Annotated in this window: 14 protein-coding genes; 13 read left to right on the top strand and 1 reads right to left on the bottom strand. The window is 46.5% G+C overall.

Annotated features, from left to right (window positions below; genetic code table 11):
• Positions 1-20: 20 nt before the first annotated feature.
• From AC5ZC7_RS03685 to AC5ZC7_RS03625, 13 genes are all read left to right on the top strand, one after another.
• Entirely contained in the window at positions 21-1,079 is a 1,059-nt protein-coding gene (locus AC5ZC7_RS03685; protein WP_496162062.1) for an isoaspartyl peptidase/L-asparaginase, read from the top strand.
• A 149-nt stretch (positions 1,080-1,228) separates the two neighbouring features.
• Positions 1,229-1,984, top strand: coding sequence for a copper homeostasis protein CutC (locus AC5ZC7_RS03680; RefSeq protein WP_496162063.1), 756 nt, complete (start codon positions 1,229-1,231; stop codon positions 1,982-1,984).
• Between the two features lie 92 nt (positions 1,985-2,076).
• Positions 2,077-2,961, top strand: coding sequence for an alkaline phosphatase family protein (locus tag AC5ZC7_RS03675; RefSeq protein ID WP_496162064.1), 885 nt, complete (start codon positions 2,077-2,079; stop codon positions 2,959-2,961).
• Positions 2,962-3,085: 124 nt separating this feature from the next.
• Positions 3,086-3,853 carry an endonuclease/exonuclease/phosphatase family protein gene (locus tag AC5ZC7_RS03670; RefSeq protein WP_496162065.1) on the top strand — a complete coding sequence of 256 codons (768 nt, stop codon included), beginning with the start codon at positions 3,086-3,088 and terminating at the stop codon, positions 3,851-3,853.
• A gap of 40 nt (positions 3,854-3,893) precedes the next feature.
• Positions 3,894-6,182: a family 20 glycosylhydrolase gene (locus tag AC5ZC7_RS03665; protein WP_496162066.1), complete on the top strand. Its 2,289-nt coding sequence runs from the start codon at positions 3,894-3,896 to the stop codon at positions 6,180-6,182.
• Positions 6,183-6,425: 243 nt separating this feature from the next.
• Positions 6,426-8,348 carry a glucosamine-6-phosphate deaminase gene (gene nagB / locus AC5ZC7_RS03660; protein WP_511911379.1) on the top strand — a complete coding sequence of 641 codons (1,923 nt, stop codon included), beginning with the start codon at positions 6,426-6,428 and terminating at the stop codon, positions 8,346-8,348.
• A 246-nt stretch (positions 8,349-8,594) separates the two neighbouring features.
• A complete protein-coding gene (locus tag AC5ZC7_RS03655) occupies positions 8,595-9,167 on the top strand; it encodes a hypothetical protein (protein WP_496162067.1) in 573 nt (190 codons plus the stop codon).
• Between the two features lie 142 nt (positions 9,168-9,309).
• Positions 9,310-9,687: a hypothetical protein gene (locus AC5ZC7_RS03650; RefSeq protein WP_496162068.1), complete on the top strand. Its 378-nt coding sequence runs from the start codon at positions 9,310-9,312 to the stop codon at positions 9,685-9,687.
• A gap of 74 nt (positions 9,688-9,761) precedes the next feature.
• Entirely contained in the window at positions 9,762-10,607 is an 846-nt protein-coding gene (locus AC5ZC7_RS03645; protein ID WP_496162069.1) for a hypothetical protein, read from the top strand.
• Positions 10,608-10,701: 94 nt separating this feature from the next.
• Positions 10,702-11,658, top strand: a complete 957-nt coding sequence (locus tag AC5ZC7_RS03640; protein ID WP_496162070.1) for a putative sulfate exporter family transporter — start codon at positions 10,702-10,704, stop codon at positions 11,656-11,658.
• Between the two features lie 118 nt (positions 11,659-11,776).
• The gene (locus tag AC5ZC7_RS03635; RefSeq protein ID WP_496162071.1) at positions 11,777-12,658 is read left to right on the top strand and encodes an SAM-dependent methyltransferase; all 882 of its coding nucleotides are present in this window, start codon (positions 11,777-11,779) and stop codon (positions 12,656-12,658) included.
• Positions 12,659-12,695: 37 nt separating this feature from the next.
• On the top strand, positions 12,696-13,391 hold the full coding sequence (locus AC5ZC7_RS03630; RefSeq protein WP_496162072.1) for a glutamine amidotransferase-related protein: 696 nt from the start codon (positions 12,696-12,698) through the stop codon (positions 13,389-13,391).
• A 12-nt stretch (positions 13,392-13,403) separates the two neighbouring features.
• The gene (locus AC5ZC7_RS03625) at positions 13,404-14,372 is read left to right on the top strand and encodes a YpdA family putative bacillithiol disulfide reductase (RefSeq protein WP_496162073.1); all 969 of its coding nucleotides are present in this window, start codon (positions 13,404-13,406) and stop codon (positions 14,370-14,372) included.
• Between the two features lie 117 nt (positions 14,373-14,489).
• On the opposite strand, the gene AC5ZC7_RS03620 is transcribed toward AC5ZC7_RS03625, so the two are convergent.
• Positions 14,490-15,734 (bottom strand): thioredoxin fold domain-containing protein, encoded by a 1,245-nt coding sequence (locus AC5ZC7_RS03620; RefSeq protein ID WP_496162074.1) that lies wholly within the window; start codon positions 15,732-15,734, stop codon positions 14,490-14,492.
• Between the last annotated feature and the right edge of the window lie 11 nt (positions 15,735-15,745).

Below are 15,745 nucleotides of genomic sequence, written 5' to 3'. Positions count from 1 at the left end.
ATCAAACTAAAAGTTATTTTATGAATAATAATCGAAGATCATTCCTGAAAACAGCGGCCCTAAGCGCCGCTGTTTTCTCTTTGGACGGAGTAACGGGAACGGCTGCACGTTCCCAGGGTAAAGGCAGCCCTGTAAAGGGAAAGCCTATCGTGGTGTCGACCTGGGACTTTGGTCGTGCTGCCAATGCGGCTGCCTGGGAAATACTGAAAAAAGGCGGTCGCGCCCTCGATGCTGTAGAAGCAGGGGTGAGAGTACCCGAAGCGGATCCCAACAACCACACCGTAGGTTATTCCGGCTACCCCGACCGTGATGGTCGTGTAACCCTGGATGCCTGCATCATGGATGAACATGGCAACTGCGGCTCTGTAGCCGCGCTGGAACATGTTACCCACGCTATTTCCGTAGCACGCCTGGTAATGGAAAGAACACCCCATGTGATGCTGGTGGGTGATGGCGCCCTGCAGTTTGCGCTGGCAAATGGTTTTGAGAAAGAGAACCTGCTCACACCAGAGTCTGAAAAAGCCTGGAAAGAGTGGCTGAAAACATCTGAATACAAACCAGTCATCAACATAGAAAATAAATCATACACACCTACCAATGGCGCTACAGCGTTTAATCCGCTGATGTTGCCAGGTAATGTGTATAACCACGATACCATTGGTATGGTAGCCCTCGACGCGGAAGGCAACCTCTCCGGCGCCTGCACCACCAGTGGCATGGCGTTTAAATTACATGGCCGGGTAGGCGATTCTCCTATCATTGGTGCAGGATTGTATGTAGATAATGAAATCGGCGCTGCCACCAGCACCGGTGTAGGTGAAGAAGTGATTAAAATTGTAGGTAGCCACCTGGTAGTAGAACTGATGCGTCAGGGATACCCACCGGAAAAAGCCTGCAAAGAAGCAGTTGACCGTATCGTGAAAAGAAGTCCTTCCAAAGCAAAAGAAATCCAGGTAGGATTCCTGGCGCTCAACAAAAAAGGAGAACACGGCGCTTACTGCCTGCAGAAAGGGTTCAGCTATGCAGTATGCACCAGCGATACCAGCAATATTTTAATTGATGGTAAACATCATTTTTAAAAATTACGAATTACAAATTACGAATTACGGATTTGTGGGCAGATAGTAAACGCGAGTATTCTCTCCCCTTATATCTACCCACAAATCCGTAATTCGTAATTTGTAATTCGTAATTCCCGAAAAACAGCTCTAACATAAAAACCTTGTTTATGTCCTTCACCCTCGAAATATGTGCTGCCTCTGTAGCTTCGTGCATTGCTGCAGAACAGGGCGGTGCCAACCGGATAGAACTTTGTGATAACCTGCTGGAAGGTGGTACCACTCCCAGTTATGCCACCATCGCGGTAGCCAGGGAAAAAGTAAAAATAGACCTCTACCCCATCATACGCCCCCGTGGCGGCGATTTTCTTTACTCCGAACTGGAGTTTGAGGTCATGAAAAAAGACATTGAATTATGCAAACAATTGGGCTGTAATGGCGTGGTAATCGGTATTCTCACCGCCGATGGACGCGTAGATAAAGAACGCTGCAAAATACTCACATCGCTGGCATGGCCGATGGGCGTTACATTTCACCGGGCCTTCGACATGACGGATAACCCGTTTGAAGCCCTGGAAGATATTATCTCTATCGGTTGCGAACGTATCCTCACTTCCGGCGCACGCAATACCGCCATAGAAGGCGCTGCCCTGCTGAAAGACCTGGTCATACGGGCCAACGACCGCATCGCCATCATGGCAGGATCAGGCGTGCGGGCCAATAACATCGCTCAACTGATCACAGCCACCGGTGTAACAGAGTATCATACCTCTGCCAAAGCCTATGAAGAAAGTAAAATGGTATACCGCAATCCGAATGTCAGCATGGGCGGCATTCCCGGCGTACCAGAATACGGTATCTCCGCTACACAACAAAAAGAAGTCGCATTAATCCGTGAAATTGGCGAAAAAACATTACTATCTTAGCCGCTATTGTTTAGCTAAGTATTGATAAATATCCGTTATTAAAAAACGAAAGCGCTGGCACATTAGCAGCGACTTTAAAAGTGAACAACGAAATGAAAAAACTGATCATTGCAACAGGCTTGTTGCTTGGCGGACTCTTCGCGCAGGCACAAGTCAAAGGTGTAAAACATGTTATCCTGATAGGCATGGATGGATTTGGTTCCTATTGCTTTCCAAAAGTGGATAACCCTAACATGATACAAATGATGCAGGACGGCGCATGGACCTTACAGGCCCGCAGTGTATTACCTTCTTCCAGTGCAGTGAACTGGGCTTCCATGGTAATGGGCGCTGGTCCGGAAATACATGGATACACCGAATGGGACAGCCAAAAACCGGAGCTACCCTCCCGTGAACTGGATCAATATGGCATGTTCCCCTCTATCTACACCCTGTTGCGTGAACAAAAACCAACCTCTGAAATAGGCGTTATCTATAGCTGGAACGGTATTGGTTACCTGTTCCCCAAAGCGGCTGTTAACAAAGACATGGCCTGCCATGACAACGACAGCCTCGCTACGGCCGCCTCCGTAGATTATATTAAAGAAAAGAAACCGGACTTCCTCTTCATCCATTTCGATGAACCAGACGGCACCGGGCATAATATTGGTCATAATATTCAGCCTTATTTTGACCAGGTACACAAGAATGATATTTTGCTGGGCAAAATATTACAGGCCGTGAAAGATGCCGGTATGTGGGACAATACCATCATCCTGCTCACGGCAGATCATGGCGGTATCAAGAAAGGACATGGCGGCAAAACCATGGAAGAAATGCAGATCCCGTGGATTATCCGTGGACCTGGCATTGCAAAGAACAAAGAAATTAAAAGCAGCGTAATGACTTACGACACCGCTGCTACCCTGGCATGGATCTTCGGATTAAAAACTCCGCAGGTTTGGACCGGAAGACCCGTGAAAGAAGCGTTTAAATGATTTTGAAGTGCCGGAAAGCAGGAATATAGGAAGAATAATAACGATTTGGTATTACCCTCCGTTACTACGCTTCCCACACAAATGCCTACTTTCCGGTATCTGCAAATCCCTAAATAATGATGCTATGAAAAAAATGCTGCTAATCACCCTGGTATGCTTTACAGGCGTTACACTTTTTGCACAGGTACAAAAAGTAAAAATACTGACCTATAACATCCACCATGGGGAAAACATGAAACAGGTACTCGACTTGCAGGGTATTGCCAATGTAATACTGGCTACCAATCCTGACCTGGTGGCACTACAGGAAGTGGATAGCTTCACCTCCCGCACCCAACAGTCGGATCAGCTGAAAGAACTGGCATCCATCACCGGCATGTACACCTATTTCGTGAAAGCCATGGATTTTGACGGCGGAGGCTATGGTACCGGCATTCTTTCCCGGTTTCCTATTAACAGCGGTATTACACTGCCCCTGCCTTCTTCGAAAGACAATGAACCCAGGGCAGCAGGCATCGTTACCATCAAATTACCTGGCGATAGCAGTCTCCGCTTCGTGACCACCCACCTGGACGCCGGCAAACGCGCCACCGACCGGGTAGCACAAGCAAATGCACTGGCAGATTATTTCCGCGAAACAGGTACCCCTGTGATCATGGCGGGCGATTTTAACGCGCTGCCCACCTCAAAGGAAATCACCGTACTGAAACAAGTATTTACAGATGCTACGCACCAGATGGGACCTACCTTCCCTTCCGATAGCCCCAGGATCAAACTGGACTATATCATGGTAGCGCCCAAACATAAATGGACCGTTGTAGCCGCCCGCATTATCGAAGAAACCGTTGCCTCCGATCACCGCCCTGTGCTGTGTGAACTGGAGCTGCGATAAGGAGAAAATAAACCACAAAAAACAAACAAAAGATATGACAATGAAAAAAACGCTCCTGTGCTTAGTAACCGCAGCAGCACTGTGGGGGTGCTCCGGCACCCAGCAGACGTCTGCTCCCAAAGGCAAAGTGAGCATCATTCCTATGCCTGCCAGCATCAGCGAAAAAGCAGATTCCTTTTTATTGGATAAGCAAACGGTGATCGTTGCCACCAATGAAAGCGATAAAAAAACAGCCGCCCTGTTTAACGCATGGCTGAAAGAATTAACCGGCTATGAACTCGCCATCAAAGACCAGGGCGATAAAAATGCCATTGTATTACATACCGGCAAAGACACTACTAACGTAGAAGGTTATACGCTGAATAGCGATCACAATACTGTGACCATCAATGGTAACAGCAACAGTGGCACCTTCTATGGCGTACAGACGCTGATTCAGCTGCTGCCCGTAGAAAAAGCCAATGCCCTGTATATCCCGGGTGTAAGCATTACCGATGCTCCCCGCTTCGCTTACCGTGGCTTACACCTCGATGTAAGCCGTCACTTTTTCTCTGTAGAATTTGTGAAGAAGTACATCGATCTGCTGGCATTACACAAAATGAACACCTTCCACTGGCATCTGACAGATGACCAGGGCTGGCGCATTGAAATCAAGAAATACCCGCGCCTGCAGGAAATATCTTCCAAAAGGAAAGAAACCATGGCTGGCCGTTATGCAGATAACAAGTACGACGGCAAGCCTTATGGAGGCTATTATACACAGGAACAAATAAAAGAAGTGGTACAGTACGCAGCGGATCACTTTGTAACGGTTATTCCTGAAATTGAAATGCCAGGTCATGCGCTGGCCGCACTGGCCGCCTTCCCTAACCTGGGTTGCACCGGCGGTCCTTACGAAACCGGCACCCACTGGGGCGTATACGACGATGTATATTGCGCAGGGAACGACAGCGTATTTCTTTTCCTGCAAGATGTGCTGGATGAAGTATTACCACTGTTCCCTAGCAAATACATTCACATCGGCGGTGATGAATGTCCGAAAGTACGTTGGCAGAAATGCCCTAAATGCCAGGCCCGCATGAAGAAAGAAGGCCTGAAAGATGAACACGCGCTGCAAAGCTATTTTGTGCAACGCATGGAAAAATACCTGAACAGCAAAGGCCGTCAGATCATTGGCTGGGACGAGATCCTGGAAGGTGGCCTGGCTCCTAACGCCACCGTCATGAGCTGGAGAGGTATTGAAGGCGGCATTACCGCAGCACAGCAAAAACATGATGTGATCATGACACCGGGTGAATTCTGCTACTTTGACCACTACCAGTCCAAAAGCCCCAATGAACCACTGGCCATTGGCGGATTCCTGCCGGTTAACAAAGTATACAGTTATGAGCCGGTACCTGCTGAGCTGAATGCGGATCAGGCTAAATATATCAAGGGAGCACAGGCCAATCTCTGGTCTGAATACATTGGCAACAACGATTACATGGAATACATGGTATATCCGCGTGCCTGCGCCCTGTCGGAAGTACTGTGGTCTCCAAAGGATAAGCGTAATTACGACAACTTTACCGAACGCCTGAAAGTACACGTAAAACGCCTGGAACTGAAGAAAGTAAACTACGCCAAACACGTATTTGAAGTAAAAGGCGCCGTAACTGATAATGGTAAAGGCGGCGTACAGGTAACCTTCAGCAGCCAGCTGGAAGGTGGTAAAATATTTTTCACCACCGATAGTACTGCTCCTACCCCTCAGGCGACTCCTTACACGCAGCCTGTTTCCATCAGCAAGGCAGGCACTATTCGTGCACAGGTATTTTCAGACGGTAAACCATTTGGCAATGAATTTAGCCAGACATTTATCTTCCATAAGGGGATGGCTAAAAAAGTAACCCTGGCTACTGAAGCAGATAAAAGTCACCGCCCTGCCAGCAATTTCGCCATGGTAGACGGGATAGAAGGTTTGGCATCCTATGACGATGATGGTCAGTGGTTTGGCTTTAAAGGCACCAATATGGAAGCGGTGTTAGAACTGGACAGCATCCAGGATATTCACGTAGTAGGCATCAATACTATCAACGCAAAAGGCGACTGGATTTATCCGCCCAAACAGGTGGTATTTTCGGTATCTGATGATGGCAAAACCTATAAAGAAGTATACAAGCAAACCACCTTTACGCAAGCCGGCATTAACAAAGTACGTGGCAAACTGCAACAGGTACGTGGTCGTTTTGTAAAAGTGCAGATGCAGAACTTTGGTAAAATTCCAGCTGGTGCAGAAGGAGCAGGCAATGGAGCATGGTTGTTTGCTGACGAGTTCATAATTGATTAAAAATCAGAAAACCGTTCGCGCAATTGCACGGACGGTTTTCATCTTATGACTCCTACACCAAAATATGTAATACGGCCTTCAGCCGCTGTATGCTAAACATATTAACGAGATCCAATATTAAAAGGTTCACTACAAGCTAAAGAAATATAATTTAAATATTGCTAAATAATAATGCTCATTAGCAGTAAATTCTTTAATTTTCCGGCTCGTTTTTAAACCGCATCTAATCAAAAACGTTTACAAATGACGATTAATCATCAGGAAATTGAACTGATCGACAGCTTTGAACAAATCGCTGTGGAGATACACCCTTCTGCCAAAGAGGGTTCCAAAGCAGTGGCGCAGGAAATTGCCGCGTTAATTCGCGAAAAAGAGGCTGCCGGTCAAAAATGTATTTTAGGAATGGCCACCGGGTCTACACCTAAATATCTCTATGCAGAACTGGTACGTTTGCACAAAGAAGAAGGGTTGAGCTTCAAAAATGTAATTACATTTAACCTGGATGAATATTATCCGATAGAGCCAGATGCTTTACAGAGCTATAACCGCTTTATGAAAGAACACCTGTTCAATCATATCGACATTCCGGAAGGACAGTTCTTTATTCCGGATGGTACTATTCCAAAAGATCAGATTAAAAAATATTGCGAAGACTACGACAAACGTATTGACGCATTAGGTGGTATTGATCTCCAGATCCTGGGTATCGGTAACAACGGCCACATTGGTTTCAACGAACCAGGTGCCAACATCAACTCACACACCCGTCTCGTTACACTGGATAACAGCACCCGCTTAGCCAATGCATACGAGTTCCCTAATATGAGCCAGGTGCCTCGTTTAGCGATCACCATGGGTCTGAGCAGCATTTTCAAGGCAAAACGCATTGTGCTGATGGCCTGGGGCTCTCATAAATCCAAAATTGTACGCCGCTCTGTAGAAGGTCACAGCACCGACCAGGTACCTGCTTCCCTGCTGCAACAGCATCCTAACTGCAAATTCATCATTGATGAGCAGGCAGCGGCCGACCTCACCCGCTTCAACGAACCATGGCTGACCGGCGATTGCGAATGGACCCCCGGTTTGACCCGTAAAGCGGTAACCAGCCTCGCACTGAAGCTGAACAAGCCTATCCTGATGCTCACAGATAAAGACTATAACGAAAATGGTTTGAACGACCTGATCGTACAGTATGGTTCTGCTTATGAGCTCAATATCAAAGAATTTAATGCTATCCGCGACACCATCACCGGCTGGCCTGGTGGAAAACCTGGTCCACAGTTACCCAACCATCCGGAACGCGCTGAACCAGCTAAAAAACGTGCGCTGATCTTCTCTCCGCACCCGGACGATGATATCATCTCTATGGGTGGTACCTTCATCCGCCTGCACGAACAAGGCCATGATGTACACGTAGCCTACCAAACCTCCGGCAACATTGCCGTTACTGACGAATTCCTCCTGCGTTTCATCGATTTCGCCGTAGGATTTGAAGGTATGTTCGACATCGATAAGAGCAAAAGCTCTATGATCCTGGACGAGGCGAAAGCGTTTATCCGCACCAAGAAACCAAGCCAGAAAGATACACCGGAAATCCGCGCCATTAAAGGCCTGATCCGTCGTTGCGAAGCGAAAGCTACCTGCCGCTATGTAGGCGTGGAAGATAACGCACACTTCATGAACCTGCCTTTCTATGAAACCGGCCTGGTGGAAAAGAAACCAATGGGTCCTGAAGATGTAGCCCTGACGGTGGAATTACTCCGCAAACTGAAACCACAACAGATCTTCTGCGCGGGTGATCTCGCCGATCCACATGGTACCCACAAAGTATGCCTGGACATTATTTTCGCCGCACTCGATATCGTAAAAACAGAAGATTGGGCGAAAGATTGCTGGGTATGGCTGTACAAAGGTGCATGGCAGGAGTGGGATATCCACGAAATTGAAATGGCAGTGCCTATGAGTCCTGACCAGGTAATGCAGAAACGCCTCGGTATCTTCATCCACCAGAGTCAGAAAGACGTAGTGCCTTTCCAGGGTACCGATTTACGCGAATTCTGGCAACGTGCGGAAGACCGTAACGCCAATACCGCTGATCTCTACGACCGCTTAGGCTTACAGAAATACGCAGCTATGGAAGCATTCGTACGTTATCACTTTATGTAGAATAATTTTTTTTTGCGAGTTTTGTCTTGTTCAGGATTAAACTGATTATACTGATTTTGTTTTGATGGTCTTTAAGATTAAAAAATAATAATCCGTATAATCAGGTTAATCCTGAACAAGACAAAACTCGTTTTTTTTAATATAACCATGAGCAACACCATCACCATAACCGTTATCCAGTAGAAGTTTTTTTCAATACCTTCCAATTAAACTATTAAATTACAGTAGAAAATAGAATAGCCATCAATGGAAAACGATATCCTCATTGACTTTAGGTTCGCCAAAGAAAAGCCAAGATTCGGTGAATTATTCTTGATTACAGGAGAAGAGCATCCTAAATTTCCGCCCAGGAACAAACTTTTTGCCCAACTGGCGCCATTGGGTTTCGAGCAACTCGATGACTTTTTTGGTATCCTCAACAGCGAAGATACTGGTGACGATGTATTAGTATGGCTTTTCCCCATGCTTAACGGGGAAGAAGTATTTCATAACAGCGGCCCTTTCGATGCCATCCGCTTGTCTTACAGCGCATTACGCAATGCTCCGGCCAACATCTCTGTGCTGCAGGACTGCTTTAACGCCATTAAAGGCATGCCCGACGTGGAAATAACATTTGAAGACAATCCCGTAGGCGACTTCGCTCCTATCCAAAAGAAAGCAGATGAAATTGTAGCACACTGGCGCGACAATGACATAGAACCTGGTTCTGAACAAAGCCTGCTCATTGAAGAGGAGGAAGAAGATTGGGAAGACGATGACGATCAATGGGATGAAAACGATGATTGGGAAGAAGAATCAGACACCAACGGGAAAAAATAAACATAAAATTTTTATATATAAGGGTGTCTTCCAGCAAGGCACCCTTTTTTTTGTAAATCACTGCGAGAAGAATGCAGCCTGATTTTATACAGATTTTCGTAAATTAACTGAACTGTACCTAACCTATTTACGCCAACGGATCATGAATAAACAAACCAACAAAAAAGGTATCGCAGCACTGTTGCTCGTAGCCGCTTTAATACTGGTATTGCTCATTTCCGGTATTCCATCTGCCCGTAAAGCCAGTAAAAAGAACTGTATACCCACCAGTGGTATTGTACAGGAATTGAAAAGTGGCCCTCCTGGCATCATTATTCACCTGGAGAACGACCCTAAAATTTATTACATCTCCCATAAAACCCATCCCGGTATCTCCCTACATACACTGGAACAGGAAATAAAAGGTAAAAAAGTCCAACTATATACCAGCCAGGACTGGTCTCCGCTGGATCCGTTTTCCAGCATGAAACAAATTCACCGCCTTCAAATAGCCGATACCGTTATATACGCCGAATTCTAGGCCCAATCTTTGCGCGGATGCTCAACGGCCGGAAGCCAGAGTCACTTCCAGCCCATAAACAGTAATTTTACCATATGCATCTCAACAAACATCTGTCCTGCCTGGCATTGGCAGTATTATTGGCATCGTGCCACCTGAAGGATACGCATAACAAATACGATAACGAAGAAAATACCACCACCGGTACTGGTAAAAGCACCCCCAGGAAAAACAATACCCCTAAACTGGCCGGCGCCATGGCGCCCATTATAGGTGAAAGAATCAGCGGCAACGCCGTCATATATAACAATCCCAATGGAGATCCCATTGTATCGCTGGTAGATTACATTCCCCTGCGCTGCGCCCCCGTAAAAAAAGACTGGTACCCGGTGAGCCTCGATTTTGACATCACAAAGGAAGAATTCAGCAAACCCCTTTTCCGCAAAGGCCAGAAAATAAAAGTAAACGGCGTAGCCGCCGGCGTATTACAACGCGATATCAAACTACCCGTGTCTACCAATGGCGAAAAAATGTGGGCTACCATTAACGGCTATACGGAGAAGAAAAACATCCGGAATGGCTCTATTATCGAAACAGCACTCAGCAGTTACCTGAAACAACATGCCGGCCGGAGCACAGACGACCTGCAACCCTTTATCCACAGCTTTAAGCTGGAAGAAGAAACTACACTGAAACCCTATATACTCTACTTCAACTACGAAAGTGGTATTGATGATCCCAGTCCACTGTACCGGCTGGCACTCATCTTCCAGGGAAAACAACTCATTGGCGTACTCCATGCCCGCCCACTGCAATTGGATGGCAGTACCACACGTCGCCTCCAACGCGGATTTACCGTGAGCTACCTCAATGGCATCGACAAAATGCTCAAAGAAGATTTTGCCGGAAAATTCAACAAGTTCATTCTCTCCGTTGATTAAGCTCATAACTTTTAGTTATCTGATATCACTAATCACCATTTGACTTCGGCCCCGCTGGTACGGAACTTTGTGTCTCATTACAAATGTTTCGTGTATGCAACAAGAGAAAATAGCTGGCGCCTGGTTACCCGAAAACACTTGCAGGATAATATTCCTGGCGGCAGCGGCCATTACCCTGCTGCCTGTCGTACAACCACCGGTAGCGCTGCTCCTGGGCTTTGCCCTGGCACAAACTACCGGCAACCCATTTCCCGTGGCTACACCGCGTATCACCCACTGGCTGTTACAACTGTCTATCATAGGAATGGGGTTTGGTATGAATATCCACAGTGCCTTACAAGCCGGTAAATCCGGCTTGCTCTTTACCATCACGGCTATTGCCGCCACACTGTTCATGGGTGCCTTGTTGGGAAAACTGCTGGGCATCGATAAAAAAACGTCCCACCTCATTTCCTGCGGTACCGCTATCTGCGGTGGTAGTGCCATCGCGGCAATTGCCCCGGTGATGAAAGCTGGCGAAAAACAGGTGTCTGTAGCCCTTGGTATCATCTTTTTACTCAATGCGCTCGCCCTGTTCATATTCCCTGCTATTGGTCACCTGTTCCATTTATCCCAGCAACAATTTGGGTTATGGTGCGCCATCGCCATCCATGATACCAGCTCTGTAGTAGGTGCTGCCAACAAATACGGGGAAGAAGCCCTGCAAATAGCCACTACCGTGAAGCTATCCCGTGCACTGTGGATTATTCCCGTGGCATTTATCACCACCCTGCTCTTTAAAACGGATACCGGTAAAATCAAAATTCCCTGGTTCATTGCCATCTTTGTGCTGGCGATGCTACTCAACACATGGGTGCCCTGGGTACAGGAAATAGGTCCTTTTATGGTACATAGTGCCAAAACAGGTTTATCCTTAACGCTCTTCCTGATTGGTACCAATCTTAGCCGGGAATCTTTACGGGGCATTGGCCGCAAACCCTTGCTGCAAGGCGTGTTATTATGGGTATTTATCAGTGTGGTGGCACTGGTAGCTATTTGTGCACTGGTATAGCATACCGGGGAAAAACCCTGATAATGTAATTCTCATTTTTACATATATTTGATCATGGACACAACCAAAATAGCCGTCTAAAAAGGTATACAATAACGTGTATGAGTATTACTAATTCATGAGCCGTTTACCTGCCACCAAATCGGGCACTTACATGGCTGCATTCCGTGCCCTTGAAAGTACCAAACCGGAAAAGGAACGCTTGTTCCAGGATCCGTTTGCAGCCGTATTCCTGTCTAAATTCTACCAGCTTTTGCTGGCCTGTTGCAGTATTTCCTTATTCAGAAAACTGATCATCGCCGGCATACAGTTTCGTTGGCCTGGTACCTTCACCTCCGGCGTGGCCAGAACCAAGTTAATTGACGACATGATTACGGATGCCGTTAGGAATGATGGCATTAACCAGGTCATTATCCTGAATGCCTCTTACGATACCAGGGCACATCGCCTGAATATCGGGATGCCATTACATTATGTAGAACTGGATCACCCGGTGTTACAACATCGCAAACGCACACAGCTGGCCACTATCAAAGGTTTGCCGCAAGTACCGATTGATTATGTACAGCTGGATATGAATACACAACAGATCTCCGATGTGATTCCCCAATTATTCTACCGCAAGCATTATAAAACATTGTTTATCTGGGAAGCCCTTACTACAGAACTGGAAGCCCGTTTGGGTGAAACTATCTTTCACCATGTAAGGGAGTTCAATCCGGGTACACAAATCATCCTGAGCTATGTAGATAAAGCGGTGCTGGAAAATCCTGCCACATTTTATGGTGCTGACAAAGTAAATCGCTTACTCCGTCGCGCCGGTGAAAACTGGGATTTCGGTATGGATCCGAAAGTACTACGCGATTACCTGGAAGCACACCAACTCATTGTTCGCTATGATGGTGGCGCCGCAGACTACCGCCAGCAATACTTCGGCAACAAAAGCGCTCACATGAAAGGCCATGAATATTTAAGGGTAATAAGAGCAGAAGTGAAATAGCAGGCGTATCTTCGGTACTTCATTTTACCCATCGCATATGCATATTCACTACTTCCAACATGTACCTTTCGAAGGATTAAGCTGCATTGCCAACTGGGCGGCCAAAGAAAATCATACGGTCACCCATACCCGCTGGTACGAAAACACCGACACGACTGCACTGGCTAACGCTGATTGGCTCATCATTATGGGCGGCCCCATGGGCGTATACGAACAGGATCAATATGCCTGGATGCCCGGGGAAATTGCGCTCATAAAAGAAGCTATTCAACAAGGCAAAAAAGTACTGGGCATTTGCCTGGGCTCGCAGCTGGTGGCAGCAGCACTCGGCGCTAACGTATACCCACATACGCAAACAGAACTGGGCTGGTATCCCCTGGATCTCAGCTTCCAGGATAAGGCGGCCCCCTTACAAGCCGTGCTCCCGCAACATTTCAACACCTTTCACTATCACGGCGATACCTTTGATGTACCGGCAGGCGCTACCCGCTTCGCCGCATCGGCGGCCACCAGCCACCAGGCGTTCATCTACGGAGATCGTGTCATCGGCCTCCAGTTTCATATGGAACTCACGCCCACCAGTTTGCGGGAGATGGTCCAATTCGGTGCAGCCACCATTGCCGCCGGCGGACCTTTTATTCAAAGTGAAGAGAAAATATATCAGCATGAAAATCTGCTGACTCAAAATAATAATATCATGTATCAGCTGCTGGATTATATGGCCGCGCTTTAAAAATCTGATTGTATGAATGCTGCGTTTGACGTGTTGATTATCGGCGGAGGCCCCATTGGCCTCGCCTGCGCACTGGAAGCTAAGAAAGCCGGGCTTAACTATCTCATCATAGAAAAAGGCTGTGTAACAAATTCTCTCTATAACTACCCGTTATACATGACCTTCTTTTCTACTTCTGAAAGACTGGAAATTGGGAATGTTCCTTTTGTATCCATCAACCCTAAACCCACCCGGCCGGAAGCACTGGAATACTACCGCAGGGTAGCTACCTCCCACCACCTGAACATCCGGTTGTTTGAAGAGGTAACACAAATAATACCTAACGCCGGCGCCTATACGGTAACAACCAGCAAAGCTACTTATCATGGCCGGCACATCATCATCGCCACCGGCTTTTATGATATTCCTAATCTCATGAATATACCGGGCGAAAATTTGCCCAAAGTAACCCACTACTACAAAGATCCACACTTCTATGCCACACAGCACGTGGTAGTAGTAGGTGCCCATAACTCCGCGGTGGATGCGGCATTGGAAACCTACCGCAAAGGCGCTAACGTTACCATGGTGATCCGGCAATCTGAAATTGGCTCCCGTGTAAAATATTGGGTGAAACCTGATATTGAAAATCGAATTAAAGAAGGTGCTATCAAAGCTTATTTTCATTCCTCCCTGCAGGCTATCCGCGAGCAGGAAGTAGATATTGCCACACCAGATGGTACCATCACCATTCCGAATGATTTCGTGATCGCGATGACTGGCTACCAGCCTAACTTTCACTTCCTCGAAAAAGCAGGCATCGTGTTGTCCGATGATGGATTGAAAATACCCGCGTATAATCCCATCACCATGGAAACAAACATGCCCCGCATTTACCTTGCCGGCGTGGTTTGTGGCGGCATGAATACCCACATCTGGTTCATTGAAAATTCAAGAGAACATGCAGGGAAAATTATAGCGGATATAAAAGGGAGAGCGTAAAGCATAAAGCCGAAAGCAAAAAGCAAAAAGCTATTGAAGCAAATGACCTATACATTTTGATCATTCGCTTCAATAGCTTTTTGCTTTCGGCTTTATGCTTTATGCACTACTTTATATCTACCTGATTGTTTCTCCTTTCTTCATTTTCTCCAGCACCTTTTCCTCGTATGTAACCAGGTATTTGTTGTCAGATGTGTTACCATACTTATCAATGGCCGCTTGCTGCAATGCAATAGCATCCGATGTTTTTCCTAATTTATACAGCAGGCTGGCTTTGGTAGTCATACAATCAGGCGTCGCATCTTTCTGTAAAAGTACATCGATCCATTTAAGCCCAAGCTGCAAGGAAGCGGTATCGGATGGGCGTACACCCATCGCGTGAGCATATCTACTCATTTCAGTAGCATTGATTTCCGACTGATGATCCCTTACAAATGCTTTTACCGCAGGAATAAATTTGTCATATTCTTTGTTCTGCAAATAGCACTGCAACTCAAATTTCCCATACGCCAGCGCAGCAAAATCCGGGTACTTTTGTTGAAGTATACGCTTAACCGCAGGAAGATCTGGCATCTTTCCATCCTGCATCTTTGAATAGATTTCTTCCGACATAATAATCTGTTCCAGTTTAGCATCTGCATAACGATCTCCCATCAGTTTATTAATCCGGACTCTATTCTTTCTAAAGAGCACAAAGCCGGTATCGGCGCTACTCCTGGTAAATGCTTCTATAAATTGAATGGTACCAGTGGTATATATGGTAGGTAACGCCTGTAAATAACGGCAGGAAAAAATGCTGGCGTATTGTCCGTCATAATTTCGTTTAGCTTCCAATGCCAGACCACGCAGTACTGCTGTATCATTGCCTGCCCCCTTTAATGCGGCGGCCATTTTAGTATAGTACTGGGTTTCTGGTTGAAGCGCCTGGGCAGAAGCAGCAATAAAAGCATCCGTTGTATCACCACCTACTTTGATGTGCACCAGTTCTCCTGCGGGAGAAAAATATAAAAACGTAGGATAAGCCATGATTTTATAATCATGGGCCATGGCGTCTGCATCTGCATACCATTGCTTTACCGCTTCATCGTCCTTACCTGTTTTATCCATCTGCGCTTTCACACTGATGAATTTGTCGTTAAAGAATGTTCCCACTGGTTCAAGTGGAAAGATCTCTTTACTCATCCATTTACAAGGCCCGCACCAGGTGGTATAGCAGTCCACGAAAATGAACTTATTTTCCTGCTTTGCTTTGGCTTTGATTTCTTTCCAACTGAGTCCATGTTCGAAGTGAATGCCTTTGTCCTGTGCATTTACTTTAAACACAGCCAAGAGCAATAGCAAACTTAATATGCGTGTATACATAAGCGTTGTAT

This window comes from Chitinophaga sp. 9-1-y, from assembly GCF_059511905.2.
This window is presented reverse-complemented; position numbering and strand designations above follow the sequence as displayed.

Coding starts and splice junctions, on each gene's coding strand:
- AC5ZC7_RS03685 (WP_496162062.1), top strand. CDS start 21: ATGAATAATAATCGAAGATCATTCCTGAAAACAGCGGCCCTAAGCGCC.
- AC5ZC7_RS03680 (WP_496162063.1), top strand. CDS start 1,229: ATGTCCTTCACCCTCGAAATATGTGCTGCCTCTGTAGCTTCGTGCATT.
- AC5ZC7_RS03675 (WP_496162064.1), top strand. CDS start 2,077: ATGAAAAAACTGATCATTGCAACAGGCTTGTTGCTTGGCGGACTCTTC.
- AC5ZC7_RS03670 (WP_496162065.1), top strand. CDS start 3,086: ATGAAAAAAATGCTGCTAATCACCCTGGTATGCTTTACAGGCGTTACA.
- AC5ZC7_RS03665 (WP_496162066.1), top strand. CDS start 3,894: ATGAAAAAAACGCTCCTGTGCTTAGTAACCGCAGCAGCACTGTGGGGG.
- nagB (WP_511911379.1), top strand. CDS start 6,426: ATGACGATTAATCATCAGGAAATTGAACTGATCGACAGCTTTGAACAA.
- AC5ZC7_RS03655 (WP_496162067.1), top strand. CDS start 8,595: ATGGAAAACGATATCCTCATTGACTTTAGGTTCGCCAAAGAAAAGCCA.
- AC5ZC7_RS03650 (WP_496162068.1), top strand. CDS start 9,310: ATGAATAAACAAACCAACAAAAAAGGTATCGCAGCACTGTTGCTCGTA.
- AC5ZC7_RS03645 (WP_496162069.1), top strand. CDS start 9,762: ATGCATCTCAACAAACATCTGTCCTGCCTGGCATTGGCAGTATTATTG.
- AC5ZC7_RS03640 (WP_496162070.1), top strand. CDS start 10,702: ATGCAACAAGAGAAAATAGCTGGCGCCTGGTTACCCGAAAACACTTGC.
- AC5ZC7_RS03635 (WP_496162071.1), top strand. CDS start 11,777: ATGAGCCGTTTACCTGCCACCAAATCGGGCACTTACATGGCTGCATTC.
- AC5ZC7_RS03630 (WP_496162072.1), top strand. CDS start 12,696: ATGCATATTCACTACTTCCAACATGTACCTTTCGAAGGATTAAGCTGC.
- AC5ZC7_RS03625 (WP_496162073.1), top strand. CDS start 13,404: ATGAATGCTGCGTTTGACGTGTTGATTATCGGCGGAGGCCCCATTGGC.
- AC5ZC7_RS03620 (WP_496162074.1), bottom strand. CDS start 15,734: ATGTATACACGCATATTAAGTTTGCTATTGCTCTTGGCTGTGTTTAAA.